This is a genomic window from Cyanobium sp. Tous-M-B4, from assembly GCF_024345395.1.
Lineage (GTDB): Bacteria > Cyanobacteriota > Cyanobacteriia > PCC-6307 > Cyanobiaceae > Cyanobium_A.
In genome coordinates, this window is sequence record NZ_JAGQBA010000001.1 from 195,326 (window position 1) to 211,158 (window position 15,833).

General features: G+C 65.4%; 14 protein-coding genes. 7 read left to right on the top strand and 7 right to left on the bottom strand.

The genetic code is table 11. The features are described 5' to 3' along the window. Nucleotides 1–486, top strand: a complete 486-nt coding sequence (locus tag KBY73_RS01015; protein ID WP_254935254.1) for a GNAT family N-acetyltransferase — start codon at nucleotides 1–3, stop codon at nucleotides 484–486. A 138-nt stretch (nucleotides 487–624) separates the two neighbouring features. Here the strand turns inward: KBY73_RS01015 and ribH are convergent, their stop codons facing one another. Together ribH and psbZ are read right to left on the bottom strand one after the other, a co-directional pair. Further along, nucleotides 625–1,104 carry a 6,7-dimethyl-8-ribityllumazine synthase gene (gene ribH, locus KBY73_RS01020; RefSeq protein ID WP_254935255.1) on the bottom strand — a complete coding sequence of 160 codons (480 nt, stop codon included), beginning with the start codon at nucleotides 1,102–1,104 and terminating at the stop codon, nucleotides 625–627. A 3-nt stretch (nucleotides 1,105–1,107) separates the two neighbouring features. Beyond that, entirely contained in the window at nucleotides 1,108–1,296 is a 189-nt protein-coding gene (gene psbZ, locus KBY73_RS01025) for a photosystem II reaction center protein PsbZ (protein WP_106632462.1), read from the bottom strand. Nucleotides 1,297–1,470: 174 nt separating this feature from the next. Between psbZ and mutS the strand changes: the two genes are divergently transcribed. After that, a complete protein-coding gene (mutS, locus tag KBY73_RS01030; RefSeq protein ID WP_261349072.1) occupies nucleotides 1,471–4,185 on the top strand; it encodes a DNA mismatch repair protein MutS in 2,715 nt (904 codons plus the stop codon). On the opposite strand, the gene KBY73_RS01035 is transcribed toward mutS, so the two are convergent. Further along, nucleotides 4,134–4,841 (bottom strand): precorrin-8X methylmutase, encoded by a 708-nt coding sequence (locus KBY73_RS01035; RefSeq protein ID WP_254935257.1) that lies wholly within the window; start codon nucleotides 4,839–4,841, stop codon nucleotides 4,134–4,136. The genes mutS and KBY73_RS01035 overlap by 52 nt on opposite strands. Nucleotides 4,842–5,000: 159 nt before the next feature. Here KBY73_RS01035 and KBY73_RS01040 point away from each other — a divergent pair, with 159 nt between their 5' ends. From KBY73_RS01040 to KBY73_RS01050, 3 genes are read left to right on the top strand one after another with little or no spacing between them, the layout of a single operon-like run. Next, the gene (locus KBY73_RS01040) at nucleotides 5,001–5,744 is read left to right on the top strand and encodes a hypothetical protein (RefSeq protein ID WP_254935258.1); all 744 of its coding nucleotides are present in this window, start codon (nucleotides 5,001–5,003) and stop codon (nucleotides 5,742–5,744) included. Nucleotides 5,745–5,760: 16 nt separating this feature from the next. Beyond that, complete coding sequence (holA, locus tag KBY73_RS01045) at nucleotides 5,761–6,753, top strand: DNA polymerase III subunit delta (RefSeq protein ID WP_254935259.1); 993 nt, start codon at nucleotides 5,761–5,763, stop codon at nucleotides 6,751–6,753. A 36-nt stretch (nucleotides 6,754–6,789) separates the two neighbouring features. Continuing rightward, complete coding sequence (locus KBY73_RS01050) at nucleotides 6,790–8,643, top strand: aspartate kinase (RefSeq protein ID WP_254935260.1); 1,854 nt, start codon at nucleotides 6,790–6,792, stop codon at nucleotides 8,641–8,643. Here KBY73_RS01050 and uvrB read toward each other — a convergent pair. The 3 genes from uvrB to KBY73_RS01065 form a co-directional block, all read right to left on the bottom strand. Continuing rightward, entirely contained in the window at nucleotides 8,640–10,646 is a 2,007-nt protein-coding gene (gene uvrB, locus KBY73_RS01055) for an excinuclease ABC subunit UvrB (protein ID WP_254935261.1), read from the bottom strand. The genes KBY73_RS01050 and uvrB overlap by 4 nt on opposite strands. A gap of 16 nt (nucleotides 10,647–10,662) precedes the next feature. Continuing rightward, nucleotides 10,663–11,091, bottom strand: coding sequence for a phage holin family protein (locus KBY73_RS01060; protein ID WP_106632469.1), 429 nt, complete (start codon nucleotides 11,089–11,091; stop codon nucleotides 10,663–10,665). Between the two features lie 67 nt (nucleotides 11,092–11,158). Continuing rightward, nucleotides 11,159–11,959 (bottom strand): DUF561 domain-containing protein, encoded by an 801-nt coding sequence (locus KBY73_RS01065; RefSeq protein WP_254935262.1) that lies wholly within the window; start codon nucleotides 11,957–11,959, stop codon nucleotides 11,159–11,161. Here KBY73_RS01065 and tilS point away from each other — a divergent pair. Then, complete coding sequence (gene tilS, locus KBY73_RS01070; RefSeq protein ID WP_254935263.1) at nucleotides 11,958–13,040, top strand: tRNA lysidine(34) synthetase TilS; 1,083 nt, start codon at nucleotides 11,958–11,960, stop codon at nucleotides 13,038–13,040. The two genes, KBY73_RS01065 and tilS, sit on opposite strands and share 2 nt — an antisense overlap. Continuing rightward, nucleotides 13,037–13,735 carry a hypothetical protein gene (locus KBY73_RS01075; protein ID WP_254935264.1) on the top strand — a complete coding sequence of 233 codons (699 nt, stop codon included), beginning with the start codon at nucleotides 13,037–13,039 and terminating at the stop codon, nucleotides 13,733–13,735. The genes tilS and KBY73_RS01075 overlap by 4 nt, the downstream gene beginning before the upstream one ends. Nucleotides 13,736–13,752: 17 nt before the next feature. Here KBY73_RS01075 and KBY73_RS01080 read toward each other — a convergent pair whose 3' ends face one another. After that, nucleotides 13,753–15,792 carry a ribonuclease J gene (locus KBY73_RS01080; RefSeq protein ID WP_254935265.1) on the bottom strand — a complete coding sequence of 680 codons (2,040 nt, stop codon included), beginning with the start codon at nucleotides 15,790–15,792 and terminating at the stop codon, nucleotides 13,753–13,755. Nucleotides 15,793–15,833: the final 41 nt, after the last annotated feature.

A 15,833-nucleotide genomic window follows, 5' to 3' on the forward strand; every position in this document is an offset into this window, starting at 1 on the left:
ATGGCAGCACTGCGCCTCCTGATCCACGCACCTGGCGCCCCTGGCCTGCGCTGGTTCGGCCTCGGCCCGGGCCTGCGGCCCAGCCGCGGCCTATGGAAGTTGCAGCGCCTGTTTAACAAGCACGCCTTCTGGGCCCAAGAGCGCAGCCACACCCAACTGCGCAGGCTGCTCGCCGGCAGCAGCGTGGTGGTGAGCCTGTGGCAGGGCAAGCGCCTAGTGGGATTCGGCCGAGCTAGCAGCGACCGCGTCTATCGCGCCGTGCTCTGGGATGTGGTGGTGGCCGGTGACCTGCACGGCCAGGGACTCGGCCGCCGGGTAGTGGAAGCCCTGCTGACAGCCCCGGCCCTGCGGGGTGTCGAGCGCGTTTACCTAATGACCACCAACAGCGCCGGCTTCTACGAGCAGCTGGGCTTCCGCGACGCAGCCCCCCAGGCCCTACTGGTGAAACAAGGAGTTTCAGGGGGCTCAGGGGTTTCGACCGGATAAAAAAGCGCGACAGCAGCCTCAGCCAGATCCCGTCTGGAGCTGCAGCAAAAGAGGCAGGGCGGCAATGCCAGGCAAATAGCGCCGGCGGTGGCGCACCATCGCAAAGTCGTCCAACTCAAAACCAACTACCCGGCACTCTCAGTCGGGAATAGCCGCCATCAAGCTGCCCATCTCAAGGGCCTGCAAGCCGTAGTTCCAGCCCAGATTGCTCTTGATGCCGGCCCGCTCTAGGGCCTGCTGCAAAGTATCGGTCGTGAGCACGCCGAAGATCACCGGCACGCCGGTGTCGCGGGCCACGGCAGCCACGCCTTTGCTCACCTCGGCCACCACCACATCGAAATGGGGGGTGTCGCCACGAATCACCGCACCCAGGGTGATAACCACCTGATAGCGACCGCTGGCCGCCAAGCGCTGGGCCACCAGGGGGATCTCAAAGCTGCCGGGCACCCAGGCCACATCCAGCTGGGCACTGGCATCACTGGTGTCAACGCCGTGGCGCGAGAGGCAGTCGAGGCAGCCGCTCAGCAGCTTGCCGGTAACCAGGTCATTGAAACGGGCAACCACCACCGCGATACGCAGACCAGCAGTGTCGGTGAACCGCCCTTCAAAAATCGCCACGCTTCAGACCACAAAGATGCTCATGCCCCAGTTGAGCAGCACCAGGGCCACCCAGGCGAGGCCGCCAAGCAGGATAAGGCGATTGGAGCGACCTGAATCTTCGCTGCTGGCGTACAGCACCGGCACCGCCACAATCAAGGCGAACGACAGCACCACCAGAGCCAAAACGGTGAGGGTGTTGAGGATCTGCATGGATTAGCAGCGGCTACACGCCGATCGGTTGCGAGATTCTCACACGCAGACCCAGGTCAGCCGGGGCCTCGCTTCACAACATGAAGCCCACCGGCAAGTCGACCTACGATCCAACCTCACCAGGAAAGGGCCGTGGCCGCGGAAGCCGAACAACAGCTTTCGCTCACCGCCGCCCTGGGCCTGGCCGAGGAACCTCAACCCCAACCCGCACCCGAGCCCGGCCCAACCCGGCCCCGCAGCCGTCAGCGCCAAGCCGCCCCAGCTGCCCCACCGGCGGCAACCACAGCAAGCTCAAGCCCCGACTCCGACCTGCCCCCCTGGCACCACCACAGCCTGGTGAGCGCCGAGCAGCTGACGCCGATGCTGCGTCACTACGTGGAGCTCAAGGCCGCCCATCCCGATCGGGTGCTGCTCTACCGCCTCGGCGACTTCTTCGAGTGCTTCTTCGAAGACGCCATCACCCTCTCGCGCCTCCTGGAGCTCACCCTCACCGGCAAGGAGGGCGGCAAAGCGGTCGGTCGGGTGCCGATGGCGGGCATTCCCCACCATGCCGCCGAGCGCTACTGCGCTGAGCTGGTGCGCCGCGGCCTCAGCGTCGCCCTCTGCGACCAACTGGAAAGCACCCCGGCCAAAGGCGAACTGCTCAAGCGCGGCATCACCCGGGTGCTAACCCCCGGCACCGTGCTTGAAGAGGGCCTGCTGGCGGCCCGCCTCAACAACTGGCTTTGCGCCGTGGTGATGGAGGGCGCGTGCTGGGGCCTGGCGGTGGCCGATGTCAGCACCGGTGAATTCCGGGTCACCGAGCGGGCCGGCAGCGCCGGCTTGCACCAGGAGCTGCTGCAGGTGGAGGCCGCCGAGGTGCTCTGGCCCGCCGCCACCGCCACCGCCAGTGCCAGCGCCAGCCCCAGCCCCAACTGGTGCCCCGAGGCCCTGCGGCTGACGCCCCTGCCCCGCACGCCCTTTGAGGCACCGGAAGCATCCGCCACCCTCAAGCAGCGCTTCGGCCTGGCCAGCCTCGATGGCCTGGGGCTCGGCGAAGCGCCGCTGGCCCTGCGCGCGGCGGGCGGCCTGGTGGCTTACCTCGACGACACCAGCCAGGCCCGGGTGCCCCTAGATCCGCCCACCACCTGGCAGGCGGGCGACCAGTTGGTGCTCGATGCGGCCACCCGCCGCAACCTGGAGCTCACCAAAACCCAGCTGGGCGGCAGCGTGCACGGCTCCCTGCTCTGGGCGCTGGATCGCACGCACACCGCCATGGGCGGCCGCTGCCTGCGCCGCTGGTTGCAGGCGCCGCTGGTGGAGCGCGCGGCGATCCTCGAGCGTCAGGGCGGCGTCAGTGAGCTTGTGGCCAATCGCGGCCTACGGCTGGCCCTGCGCCGCCTGCTGCGCCCGATGGGCGACCTGGAGCGCCTGGCGGGCCGGGCCGGCGCCGGCAGCGCCTCGGCCCGGGATCTGGTGGCCCTGGCCGATGGACTGGAGCGCCTGCCCCAGCTGGCTAGCCAGCTCGCCCAAGCCAGCAGCGCCCCCCTGCAGGCCCTGGCCCGCCCCTGGCCCGAGCTCGACACCCTCGCCGCCGACCTGCGCCACACCCTGCTCGACACCCCGCCCCTCTCCCTCACCGAGGGCGGCCTGATCCACGACGGCGTTGATCCAGACCTCGATGAGCTGCGCAACCAACTCGACGACCAGGACGCCTGGCTGGCCCTGCAGGAAGCCGAGGAGCGCCGGCTCAGCGGCCTCGCCAGCCTCAAACTCCAGTACCACCGCACCTTCGGCTACTTCCTAGCGGTGTCCAAGGCCAAGGCGGCGGCGGTGCCACAGCACTGGATCCGCCGCCAAACCCTGGCCAACGAGGAGCGCTTCGTCACCCCAGCCCTGCGCAACCGCGAGGGCGCCATCCAGCAGCTCAAAGCCCGCGCCGCCCAGCGCGAATACGAACTGTTCTGCGGCCTGCGCACCCGGGTCGGCGAGCAGGCTGCCGCCATCCGCACAGCTGCGCGCCTGGTGGCCGAGCTCGACGCCCTCGGGGCCCTAGCCGAGGTGGCAGCCACCAGCGGCTACTGCTGTCCCGAAATCACCGACCCCGCCAGTCCCGAGGCCCGCCTGCTGCAGATCGAAGCCGGCCGCCACCCAGTAGTGGAGCAATTGCTGGTGGAAGAGCCCTTCACCGCCAACAGCGTGGTGCTAGGTGCCATCCCCGAGGCAGCCCCCGACTCCGATCCCCGCCCCGACCTGATCATCCTCACCGGCCCCAACGCCAGCGGCAAGAGCTGCTACCTGCGCCAGAGCGGCCTGCTGCAGCTGATGGCCCAGATGGGCAGTTGGATTCCAGCGGCTTCGGCGCGCCTGGGCATCGCCGATCGGATCTTCACCCGCGTCGGCGCCGGCGACGACCTGGCTGCCGGCCAGTCCACCTTCATGGTGGAGATGGCCGAGACGGCCAACATTCTTCACCACGCCACGCCACGCTCCCTGGTGTTGCTCGACGAGATCGGCCGCGGCACCGCCACCTTCGACGGCCTCTCGATCGCCTGGGCCGTGGCCGAGCACCTGGCCACGCCAGCCGAGCGCGGCGGCATCGGCGCCCGCAGCATCTTCGCCACCCACTACCACGAGCTCAATGCCTTAGCCGACCAGCTACCCAACGTGGCCAACGCCCAGGTGCTGGTGCAGGAAACCGGCGACGCCCTGGTGTTCCTGCACCGGGTGGCCTCGGGGGGCGCCAGCCGCAGCTACGGCATCGAGGCCGCCCGCCTGGCCGGCGTACCCGCCGCGGTGGTGCTGCGCGCCCGCCAGGTGCTGGGCCGCATCGAAGCCAACAGCGTCGTGCGGGTGGATCAGGAGCCAGAGGAGGCGGAAGTCGGGCCAGACGGGGCGCTCGCCGCCTGAAGCCAGGCAGCCCGCAGCAGGGCATTGCAGGCCGCTGCCACCAGTCCAGCTCCGCCTTTGGAGCCCTCGAGCCGCATATGCACCAGGCCACTGTCAGCCAGGTGACGCTTGCTCTGGGCCACCCCCACAAACCCCACCGGCATGCCGATCACCAGGGCCGGCGCCGGCACCGCTTTTGATGCCACCAGCTCCAGCAGCACCTCCAGGGCCGTGGGGGCGCTGCCGATCAACACCACGACTGGCTCACCCTGCCCGGCCAGCGCCGCCGCCATCCCGGCTGCCGTGCGCGTGGAACCCTCCGGGGCCGCGGCGGGGGCCCAATCGAGCACGCTGCGCACCTGATTGGCGAAGGTGCGCCGCGCCATCGGCGCCACCGCCGCGGCCGCCATTGCCGTGTCCGTGAGGATTGGCGCCCCAGCAGCCAGGGCCGCCAAGCCGGCGCCACAGGCGGTCGCGGGGCAAACCAGATCGGCCGCCAGGCCCGGATCGCCGCTGCTGTGAATCAGGCGCAGCAACACGTCCTGCTGCAGGGGGCTGAGCGCCGCCAGCGCCGCCGCCGTGCCCGGCAACTGCCGGATCAGCCGCAAGCTCTCGCAAAAAATCGGGTGATCCAGGGAAGGCACTCCACGAAAGGCCGCAGTTTCAGCATTACTCATGGTTCGATTCATTTTTCTTAGTTCATTTTTCTTGGTCCATTTCTCATGACCCATTTCTTTTGACCCATTTCTGAGCGGTGCATCAATCACCAGCAGCGCTGTCCTTAATTCTGTACAGGTTGTACAGCATGTACGGTCTGTACAGATTCGTGCACACCCATGCCTGACACCACCATGGGCGTCGAAGCGGCCAGGCGCCGCCTACCGGAACTGCTGGAGCGAGCGGCGGCCGGCGAACGAATCGTGATCCAGCGCCACCGCACCCCCATGGCCGCCCTGGTGCCGCTGGCAGGGCGGGCACCGGTTGATCCCCTGCTCCGCCAACGTCAAATCCAGAGCCTGATGGCCCTACAAGGCAGCGGCAGGGGCTGCTGGGATCCCCAGCAACGCCAACCAGCCCGGCCAGCACCACCACCGCCAGCTTTTGTACAACCTGTACAGAACCTGCCCCACACAGAGGCCTTCAACCCCCGCCTGCTAGCCCACGGCTCCCGAATCGCCCTCGATGGCACCGCGCTGGTGGCCTTTCTGGCAGACGCCCAGGGCGCCGGCAAACACCTCGAGCCACTGATGCAGGGAATAGGGGCTGGGTATTGGATTGGGGTTGTTAGCAGCTTGAGCCTGATGCGAGTGCTCGAGGGGCCCCTGGCCCGGGGCGACGAGGCCCTGGCCCAGCGCTACATCCAGGCCTTCGAGAATCCCCACCACTGGCAACTGATCCCCAGCGATGGCGCCATCGCTGCTGCGGCCGTGCGTCTGCGCCGCCAGGAACCCCAGCTCGACGACAGCTGCGCCATCGAACTTGCCACTGCCATCCAGTCCGGCGCAGTGGTGCTAGTCACCGACCATCCGGCCCTGGCCCAGACTGGGCTGCATCCGGTGCTCAGCGCCCTGCGGATCTGAGCCCCGCACACCACCCATGCCCATTCACCTGCTCTGGGGCGACGACGAAGCTGCCCGCACCCGTGCCGTAGAGGCGCTGGTGCAGGCGCAGGTGGATCCCAGCTGGGCCACCATCAACCTCAGCCGCCTCGATGGCAACGACACCGGCCAGGCGGCCCAGGCCCTCGAGGAGGCCCGCACGCCGCCCTTTGGCGCCGGCAGCCGCATGGTGGTGCTGCAACGCAGTCCGTTTTGCAGCCAGTGCCCAGCTGAGCTGGCCGAGCGTTTCGAGGCCGCCCTAGCCCAGGTGGCGGATGGCTGCCATCTGGTGCTGGTGAGTTCCGGCAAGCCGGATGCCCGGCTGCGCACCACCAAGGCCCTGCAGAAGTTGGTGAAGGCTGGCCAGGCCAGCGAGCAAAGCTTTGCCCTGCCAGCCATCTGGGACGGCGCCGGCCAGGTGGAGCTGGTGAGCAGCACGGCCCGGGAGCTGGGGCTGAAGCTCGAGCCAGCCGCAGCTGCAGCCCTCTCCGATGCCATCGGCAACGACAGCGCCCGCCTCGCCAGCGAGCTTGAAAAGCTCAGCCTTTACGCCAATCCCATCAGCCTCGCCGCCGTGCAAGCCCTGGTGGGCGGTCAGGCCACCAGCTCCCTCGCCGTGGGCGATGCCCTGCTGGCTGGCCAGCCAGCCGACGCCATTGCCCGGCTCGATGCCCTGCTGGAGGCCAACGAACCGGCCCTGCGCATCGTTGCCGCTCTCAGCAGCCAAATCCGCGGCTGGCTTTGGGTCACCCTGCTCGACCAGCAAGGTGAAAGCGACGTAGCCGTGATCGCTAAAGCGGCCGGCATCGGCAATCCAAAACGGATCTACGTGATGCGAAAGCAGATCCGCGGCCGCCAGCCCGCCGTATTTCTGCGCCTGCTCAGCCAGCTGCTCTCAGTGGAGGCTGCCCTCAAGCGGGGCAGTGAAGCCGGCGATGCCTTCCGCGACGGCTTCCTGCTCAACCCCTCAGGAACCAGGACGGATAATTAGCCGTTCTTTCACTGACGCTCACCGCCGCACCCCGCCATGGCCCTGCTGGTTCAGAAGTTTGGCGGCACCTCGGTGGCCGATGTGGAGCGCATTCAGGCAGTGGCCCGCCGCATCGCCCGCAGCCGTGAGCAGGGCCACGAGCTGGTGATTGTGGTGTCAGCGATGGGCCACACCACCGACCAGCTCACCGGCCTAGCGCGCGCCATCAGCAGCAACCCACCCCAGCGGGAGATGGACATGCTGCTAGCCACCGGCGAGCAAGTGTCGATCGCTCTGCTTTCCATGGCACTGCACGCCGAGGGCGTGCCGTCAGTGTCGATGACAGGCACCCAGGCTGGCATCGTCACCGAATCGGCCCATGGCCGCGCCCGCATCCTGGAGATCCGCACCGAACGGCTGCGGCGCTTACTCGCTGATGGTCAGGTGGTGGTGGTGGCTGGTTTCCAGGGCACCAGCAGTGGCGCTGGCGGCACCCCCGAGATCACCACCTTGGGCCGCGGTGGCTCCGACACCTCGGCGGTGGCCCTGGCAGCAGCCCTGGGCGCTGATACCTGCGAGATCTATACGGATGTTCCTGGGGTCTTAACCACCGACCCCCGCAAGGTGGCCGACGCCCAGCTGATGGCACAGGTGAGCTGCGATGAAATGCTCGAGTTGGCCAGCCTGGGGGCTTCGGTGCTGCACCCGCGGGCGGTGGAGATCGCCCGCAACTACGGCGTGCCCCTAGTGGTGCGCTCCAGCTGGAGCGAGAAGACCGGCACCCTGCTCACCAGTGGCGCCCCCAGGCCGATTCGCCATGAAGGTCTGGAGCTGGGCAAACCAGTGGATGGCGCCGAACTCGAAACAGACCAAGCCGTGCTGGCCCTCGCCCACGTGCCCGACCGGCCCGGAGTGGCAGCCCAGCTGTTCGAGGCCCTCGGTGCCGCCGGTCTCAACGTGGATCTGATCGTGCAAGCCACCCACGAGGGCAGCTCGAACGACATCGCCTTCACCCTGGCCGCCACTGAATGCGACCGGGCCCAGCTGGTGTGCCGCGAGGTGCTGGCCGCCATGGGCGCGACCCTCAACGATGGCGGCGCCCAGCTGAGCGCCGAAGCCGGCTTGGCCAAGCTGAGCATCTCGGGCGCCGGAATCATGGGCAGGCCAGGGGTAGCTGCCCGGCTGTTTGACACCCTGGCCCGCTCGGGCATCAACTTGCGCCTGATTGCTACCAGCGAGGTGAAGGTGAGCTGCCTGGTGGCTGGAGACCAGGCGGATCGGGCCCTGCGGGCCGCAGCCGAAGCCTTTGAGCTGCCTGATCAGCAGCTGCGCCGCAATCCCAGGCCCTGCCATCAGGGGGATCCGGCTGTTCGCGGCGTTGCCCTCGACCGCGATCAAGCCCAGGTCGCAGTTAGGCGCCTGCCCGATCGCCCCGGCACCGCCGCGGCCGTCTGCCGCACCCTGGCCGACGCCAGCATCAGCCTCGACGCAATCGTGCAATCCGAGCGCACCCACGTCGGGCCAAGCCGCGATATGAGCTTCGTGCTCAAACGCGACGATCTGACGCGGGCGCAACAGACCCTGGCGCCCCTACTGCGCCAATGGCCCGGCTCCAGCTTCGAGGAGGGGCCCGCCATAGCCCGAATCAGCGCCGTAGGGGCCGGCATGCCATTCACCCCGGGCACCGCGGCCCGCATGTTCCGCTGCCTGGCCGACGCAGGCATCAACATTGAACTGATCGCCACCAGCGAGATCCGCACCAGCTGCGTCGTAGCCGAAACCGATGGGGTAGCAGCTCTACGGGCGGTGCACGCCGCATTTGCACTGGGTGGCATCGCGCAACATCGGGCCGAGGGCACTAAGTCACCTGGCGAAACTGAGTCACCTGTCAAGACCGAGGCCCCTGATTAAGCCCTTCCCACCAGCTTCTGGCGCAGATTTTTGATCTTGTCGCGCAGGTTGGCAGCCTCCTCAAATTCAAGGTTCTTGGCGGCACCCTTCATCTTCTCTTCAAGCTGCTGGATGAGCTCCGGCAGGGCATCCAGGGGCACATTGTTGTGCTCGGCCTGCTCGGTGGCCTCCTCCAGCTGGTCGTCGTTGAGCCGCCGTGACATCTCCAGAAAGGAGAGAATCGAATTGCCGGCCCGCTTGCCTGCAGGGGTGGGGGTGATGCCGTGCTCAACGTTGTAGGCGTGCTGAATGGCGCGGCGGCGCTCGGTTTCAGAGATGGCCTTAGCCATCGAATCGGTGAGATTGTCGGCGTAGAGGATGGCCTTGCCCTCGATGTGGCGGGCGGCCCGGCCAATGGTCTGAACCAAGGAGCGCTCGGCCCGCAGGAAACCCTCCTTGTCAGCATCAAGAATCGCTACAAGAGATACCTCGGGCAGGTCCAATCCCTCCCGCAGCAGGTTAACGCCAACCAGCACGTCGTATTCACCATTCCTGAGATCTTGGATGATCTCAATCCGCTCAATCGAATGAATCTCGGAGTGCAAATAGCGCACTCGCACGCCATTTTCGGCCAGATAATCGGTGAGATCTTCGGCCATGCGCTTAGTGAGCGTGGTTACAAGCACTCGCTCGTTTTTCTCCGCCCGCACCCGGATCTCGCCGAGCAGGTCATCCACCTGACCCTCACTAGGACGGACCTCCACAATCGGGTCGAGCACCCCGGTGGGGCGGATCACCTGCTGCACAATCTGGCCACTGCTCTGCTCCATCTCCCAGTTACCAGGAGTGGCACTCACAAAGATCGTCTGCTGGGCCTTCTCCCAGAACTCCGAACCCTTGAGCGGCCTGTTGTCGGCAGCACTAGGCAGGCGGAAGCCGTGCTCAATCAGCACCTGCTTACGCGACTGGTCGCCGTTGTACATCGCCTGCAGCTGGGAGCAGGTGACGTGGCTCTCATCCACAACCAGCAGCCAGTCTTTAGGGAAATAGTCGATCAGGCATTCCGGCGGCGTGCCCGCCTCTCGGCCGGCCAAATGGCGGGCGTAGTTCTCCACACCATTGCAGTAGCCCACCTGCTCAAGCATCTCCAGGTCATAGGTGGTGCGCTGCTCCAACCGTTGGGCCTCTAAGAGCCGCCCCTGACCGTTGAGTACATCGAGCCGTTCACGCATCTCATTGCGGATGGCCAAAATCGCGTCCGCCAGCCGCTCCTTTGGCGTCACAAAGTGCTTAGCCGGATAGATATTGATTGTGTCGAGGCTTTGCAGGATCTCCCCAGTGGTGGGATCCACGTAGCGGATCGCCTCCACCTCATCACCAAAGAGCTCAATCCGCACCAGCCGGTCTTCATAGGCCGGGCCGATCTCCAGCACATCCCCCCGCACCCGAAAACGACCGCGGGAAATCTCCAGGTCGTTGCGGGAATACTGGTTGTTTACCAACTCCCGCAAAGAGCCTCGCAAATTGAGGGTCTCGCCCACCTTGAACTTGACTGCGGCTTTTAGATATTCACTGGGGATACCCAAACCATAAATACAACTAATAGAGGCCACCACGATCACATCGTTGCGCTCAAACAGCGAGCGGGTCGCCGAGTGGCGCAGCATATCGATCTCTTCGTTTATCGAAGCTGTTTTGGCGATGTAGGTGTCGGAGACAGCCACATACGCCTCTGGCTGGTAATAGTCGTAGTAGCTAATGAAATATTCAACAGCGTTATTCGGGAAGAACTCCCGCAGCTCATTGCAGAGCTGGGCCGCCAAGGTTTTGTTGTGGGCCAGCACCAAAGCAGGGCGCCCGGTCTGGGCGATCACGTTGGCGATCGTGAAGGTCTTGCCGGTGCCGGTGGCGCCTAGCAGGGTCTGGTAGCGCTCGCCCCCATCAACGCCCTGCACCAGCCCGGCAATGGCCGTGGGCTGATCTCCCTTGGGTTGGTAAGGGGCGTGGAGTTCAAACGGAACCATTCCCCCATTCTCGGGGTCAAACCACCGGAGCTGTGGTGATCAGGGCAGCTGCGCGAGTGAAGTCGACATCAAGGCCAAGGATCCGCAGGATCACGGCCGACAACACGGCATAGACAACGCCGCCGAGAATTGCGCTCACCACTCCGTTTTTGAGGCGGAATCCCTTGATCAACCAAGCTGCCAGGCCAAACAGCACCACCGTGATCGCCCAGTTGAACAGCAGGCTCACTGGACTGATCAGTCCTCCCAGGCTGGTGACCGCCCACACCGGCCCCAGCAGCAGTTTCAGCGGCCAGATCAACAGGGTGCCTAGCAAGCCAATCACCACAGCGGAAAGCATGGCGATCGGGAAACTGCTCACCTCCACTCCCAAGGGAAGCCAGGCCACAATCAACAGCACGATGGCCCGAATCGGCCACTGCAATAGCCACATCAGAGAACCCATGAAAAAAATGCGGTGATCATTGCCGCAAAATAGTCATGGGTTCAGGCAGAAACCACTGAGCTTGGCGTCAACCAACAACGATTGCGCCTACAGGCTTACCAAGGGCCTCGCGTAGACCGCGCACGACGGCCACCATGGCCAGGGGGTCGTTCAACTTGTTGATCGCTGAACCAACCCCCACACCGGCGGCACCGGCGGCGATTGCCATCGACACGGTTACGGCGGAGAGGCCAGAGGCACACAACACCGGTGCAGCACTACCCGCTTCAACACTGTCCGCCGCAGCCAAGGCGCGGCTGATGCTGTGGGCAGCGGCCAGGGTTGGAGCCGCCTTCTCAATTAAGCCGAGGCTGCCGGCGCTGAAGGGCTTAGCGCTTGTGCCGCCCTCGGTTTGGATGATGTCGGCACCGGCGGCCACCAGATCCACCGCCAGCTGCTCCTGCTGATCGAGGGGCAGCACATGGGGCACGGTGACACTCAACACGACCTCAGGCAGCAACTTGCGAGTGCGGCGGGTGAGCTCCAGCACTTCAGCGGCGTCGAAGATGCGACCGAGGGGATAGAAGGCGTCGTAGTTGCCAATTTCAACCATTGCCGCCCCGGCAGCCACAGCAGCGGCAAACAGCTCGGGCTCAACTGCGCTCACGCAGATCGGCAAGCCGCTCACTGCAGCGGCCAGCTGCACCAGCTCCGGATCACAGGCCACATCGATCAAATCGGCACCGCCTTGGCCAGCGGCCCGGCTGATCCGCTCCACACTGGCAGCATCAAAATTGGTGAGGCCAGCGATCACCTTGAGCAGGCGGCGATCGGCAAGCGCGGCTTGCAGGGCGGAGGGCAGCTGCTCAAGACGCGACTTCGCAACCATGGAAACGCAAGATTTGAATAGTGAATCGATTCTCCCACCCAGGCCGCGCTGGGGCCCGGACCACCTGCGGCTGCATCGCCACCTGCGGCACCATCCCGAGCTGTTGCCAGCAGGAGCGCCGTTGCTGCTGGCCATCTCGGGTGGTCAAGATTCCATGGCCCTGCTGGCCCTGCTGCGCGACCTGCAGCGCCTGCACCAGTGGCCCATGCACCTCTGGCACGGCGACCACCGCTGGCGACCGGAGTCGGGCCAGGTGGCAGCGGAGCTGGCCGGCTGGTGCAGCGACCAAGGGCTCAAGCTGCACGTTTCCTCCTGGCTGAGGCCGCCGGAGGCAGCCAGCGAAGCTGACGCCCGCCACTGGCGCTATGGCCAGTTGGCTGAGCAGGCCGGATGCCTGGGGGTGGGCCATGTGGTGACCGCCCACACCGCCAGCGATCGAGCCGAAACCCTGTTGCTGCACCTAGCCCGAGGCAGCCATCGCCGCGGCCTGGCCAGCCTGCGCAGCCTGCGCCCCCTCAGCATCCCATCGAGCCCAACCACCGATCCATGCGAGCCAATCGCGCTGGCGCGGCCGCTGCTGCCCTTCTCCCGGGCCGACACCGCCCGGCTTTGCCAGCAACTGAAGCTGCCCGTGTGGCAAGACCCGAGCAACACCAACCGCCGCTACAGCCGAAACCGAATCCGGGCCGAGGTGGTGCCCGTGCTCGAGGAGCTCCATCCCGGTGCTGCCCAGAGGATCAGCGCCCAAGCCGAGAGGCTGGTGGAGGAGGTGGAGAGCAGCAACGAATTGGTGAATCTTGCCCTGCAAACTCTAAAAACAGTCTCCAGCCACGATGCGGCACCAGGACTGCAGCGCCAGGAGTTGGGCGACCTAGCCGTAGCCAACCAGCGCCAACTGCTGCATCACTGGCTTGAGCAAGGCACCGGGCTGGCGCTCCCAGCCAGGCAACTCGAAGAACTATTGCGGCGGCTGCAACCGGGCCATCCCCCAGGCCAGGCAGACCTAGGAGCGGGTTGGCAGCTGCGCTGGGATCGCTGCACACTGTGGCTGCACCATCCCGCCGCCCAGCTGCCGCAATGACAACCTCGCCGCACTCGCTACAACAGCGCTATGAGGCCATTGAGCGGGTTTACAGCGAACGCCAATGGGACGATGTGGCCCGCTTAAGCGAGGAGCTGCTGCTCGAGCTGCCCAACGAACCCGCCGACCCCCTGCGCCAAAGACTGCAGCTTCTACTAGGCCACACCTACCTCTACGGCTACCAAGACAGAGCTACAGCAACCGGTTTTTACAGCCGCGTTCGCGCAGCCACCCAAGAACCCGTACTTCGGGATATCGCCGACCAGGGGCTGGAGCAATGCGCCAGCCAGGCAGCACAACTGGAAGTTGCACCGGTACAAGCCTCGAATGCGCCAAGCAGTGGAGGCCAAGCCTTCCCCTTCGGCAATGAGCCAGTAGCGGGCGGAACAGCAATCACCAGCGCTGGCTCAGCCATGCCCTGGATGGAGCAACTTGGCGGCATCGAGGCGGCGGAGGCTCAGGTGCCCGTGCCGGCGCAGGCGCCGGTGCCGAATCTGGTAGTTGAAGTGGTCAATGAGCCAGAGCTGATCGAGGTGGCCCAGGCAGATGCTGCTTCCGCCGAAGAACTGTGGGTCGACTTGAGTGAAGAGACCCTGGCTGGGCCTGGAGAACGGTTTGCCGAGCCAGTCGGCGGACCAAGCCCCGAGGAGTTAGCCGAACTCTCCAAGGGGCTGCTGCGAGTGGTGATCCGCTGAGCTGGTGCTGGAGCCGATCAGCCCGCAATAGCGGCTGAACGGCGGCGGCGGGTACGGCCGGCGGGTTCCGGCTCGAGCTCTGCTGGGGCTGGGACTGCTGGGGCCGAAACCTCAGCAACCACAGCGGCTGGAGCAGCAGTAGGAGCAGACACAGGCGTGGCGGCAGGGGCGGCGGCTCCAACGGCAACCAGCTGACGCTGGGGTGCCGGCACGGCGCCGTCGCGGCCACGGCCACCTCCATCACGGGCAGAGCGACCCCGGGGAGCGGGTCGGCTATCGGGTTCGGCGTCGGCGCGACCCTTGTAAGCAGGCGTACCGGCAGGTGCTGGCTGCACCAGGCAAATGATCAGCGGCTCCACCTGCAGCTCGCGGCGCAGACGGCGTTGCAGACCCACCTCTACCTCTCGCTGCACACCCACCCAATCCACCTCAGGGGCCTTGCCACCGGTGTTGCGGCAGAGCTGATTCCAGCGATTTTCCAGCACCCAGCCGATTTCGCGCTCGGCCCACATCGAAAGCCTGCGGGCATCAGCAGTGGTGACCACACCACGGATATTCACCCGCGGCGGCGCAGCCATCACACCGTCGGTGCTGATCACCGCAAGCAGAGTGATCACGCCGTCTTCGGCCAGCTGCTGGCGCTCCTTAAGCACACGGGCATCAACAATGCCGTTGCGGGAAGCATCCAGCAGTTCGATGCCGGCCTTGACGGGGTCGCCTTTACGGATCGAATCGGCAGTGAGCTCCACCACATCACCGTTGTCGATGATGAGCATGTTGTCGCCTGGTACCCCCATCGACTGAGCGGTTTTGCTGTGGGCCACGAGCATGCGGTGCTCGCCATGCACGGGCACAAAATACTTGGGTTTGGTTAGAGCCAGCATCAGCTTCTGGTCTTCCTGGAAGCCGTGGCCAGAGACGTGAATACCCTCGCCCTTGCCATAAACCACCTTGGCGCCGAGCATCATCAGCCGGTCAATGGTGTTCACCACCGAGATGGTGTTGCCAGGGATCGGGCTGGCCGAGAAAATAATCGTGTCGGTGCTCTTCACCTGCACCTGGGGATGCTCGCCACGGGAGATGCGGCTCAAGGCGGCCAGGGGTTCACCCTGGCTACCAGTCATCAGCAACAGAGTTTCGCGGTCGGGCAGATCGCGTATCTGCTTAATCGGCACAAACAAATCATCCGGGGCGCGCATATAACCCAACTCCCGGGCCTTGGCGATCACGTTGAGCATGGAGCGGCCCAGCAGGCCCACCTTGCGGCCGTTCTTGAGGGCCAGCTCCAGGATCATCGACACCCTGTGAATCGAGCTGGCAAAAGTTGTGATGATCACCCGACCTTCTGCCTGGGAGATGTGACGATCCAGGCAAGGGAACACTGAACGCTCCGGCGGGCAGAAGCCCGGCACTTCGGCGTTGGTGGAGTCGCTGAACAGGCACAGCACCCCCTTATCGCCGTAATGGGCGAGGCGAGCCATGTCGAAGGTCTCGCCATCCACCGGTGTGTGGTCAAATTTGAAGTCGCCGGTGAAAATCACCGTGCCCACAGGGGTGGTGATGGCCAGCGAGAAGCTGTCGGCCATCGAGTGGGTGTTGCGGATGAACTCCACAGAAAAGTGTTGGCCCACCTTCACCACATCGCGGGGCGCGACGGTTTGGAGGATAGTGCGATCCATCACACCGGCTTCCTCCATCTTGCCGGTGAGCATGGCCAGCGCTAAGCGCGGGCCATGAATCACGGGGATGCTGAAGTTTTTAAGGTGGTGGGCTATACCACCAATGTGATCTTCGTGACCATGGGTCACGATCATGCCGCGAATCCGCTTCTGGTTTTCCTTGAGATAGCTGGTATCCGGCATCACCACATTGACGCCATGCATGCCATCACTGGGGAAGGCCAATCCGGCATCCACCAACATGATGTCGTCGCCGTACTCGAACACACAGGTGTTCTTGCCGATCTCGTGCAGGCCGCCCAGGGGAATCACCCGCAGGTGGGGCGGCTTGGTGGCGAGCTGACTTGTGCCCTGGGCTCTGCCGTTGGAACTGGTCATGGAGAAGAATTTTTAGGGAAAAGGAACAAACTGAATCGATC

What these genes read in the sequence shown, in the direction of transcription:
- KBY73_RS01015 (WP_254935254.1), top strand. Translation starts at nt 1, where the DNA reads ATGGCAGCACTGCGCCTCCTGATCCACGCACCTGGCGCCCCTGGCCTG.
- psbZ (WP_106632462.1), bottom strand. Translation starts at nt 1,296, where the DNA reads ATGCAGATCCTCAACACCCTCACCGTTTTGGCTCTGGTGGTGCTGTCG.
- KBY73_RS01035 (WP_254935257.1), bottom strand. Translation starts at nt 4,841, where the DNA reads ATGAGTAATGCTGAAACTGCGGCCTTTCGTGGAGTGCCTTCCCTGGAT.
- KBY73_RS01040 (WP_254935258.1), top strand. Translation starts at nt 5,001, where the DNA reads ATGCCTGACACCACCATGGGCGTCGAAGCGGCCAGGCGCCGCCTACCG.
- holA (WP_254935259.1), top strand. Translation starts at nt 5,761, where the DNA reads ATGCCCATTCACCTGCTCTGGGGCGACGACGAAGCTGCCCGCACCCGT.
- KBY73_RS01050 (WP_254935260.1), top strand. Translation starts at nt 6,790, where the DNA reads ATGGCCCTGCTGGTTCAGAAGTTTGGCGGCACCTCGGTGGCCGATGTG.
- uvrB (WP_254935261.1), bottom strand. Translation starts at nt 10,646, where the DNA reads ATGGTTCCGTTTGAACTCCACGCCCCTTACCAACCCAAGGGAGATCAG.
- KBY73_RS01060 (WP_106632469.1), bottom strand. Translation starts at nt 11,091, where the DNA reads ATGGGTTCTCTGATGTGGCTATTGCAGTGGCCGATTCGGGCCATCGTG.
- tilS (WP_254935263.1), top strand. Translation starts at nt 11,958, where the DNA reads ATGGAAACGCAAGATTTGAATAGTGAATCGATTCTCCCACCCAGGCCG.
- KBY73_RS01065 (WP_254935262.1), bottom strand. Translation starts at nt 11,959, where the DNA reads ATGGTTGCGAAGTCGCGTCTTGAGCAGCTGCCCTCCGCCCTGCAAGCC.
- KBY73_RS01075 (WP_254935264.1), top strand. Translation starts at nt 13,037, where the DNA reads ATGACAACCTCGCCGCACTCGCTACAACAGCGCTATGAGGCCATTGAG.
- KBY73_RS01080 (WP_254935265.1), bottom strand. Translation starts at nt 15,792, where the DNA reads ATGACCAGTTCCAACGGCAGAGCCCAGGGCACAAGTCAGCTCGCCACC.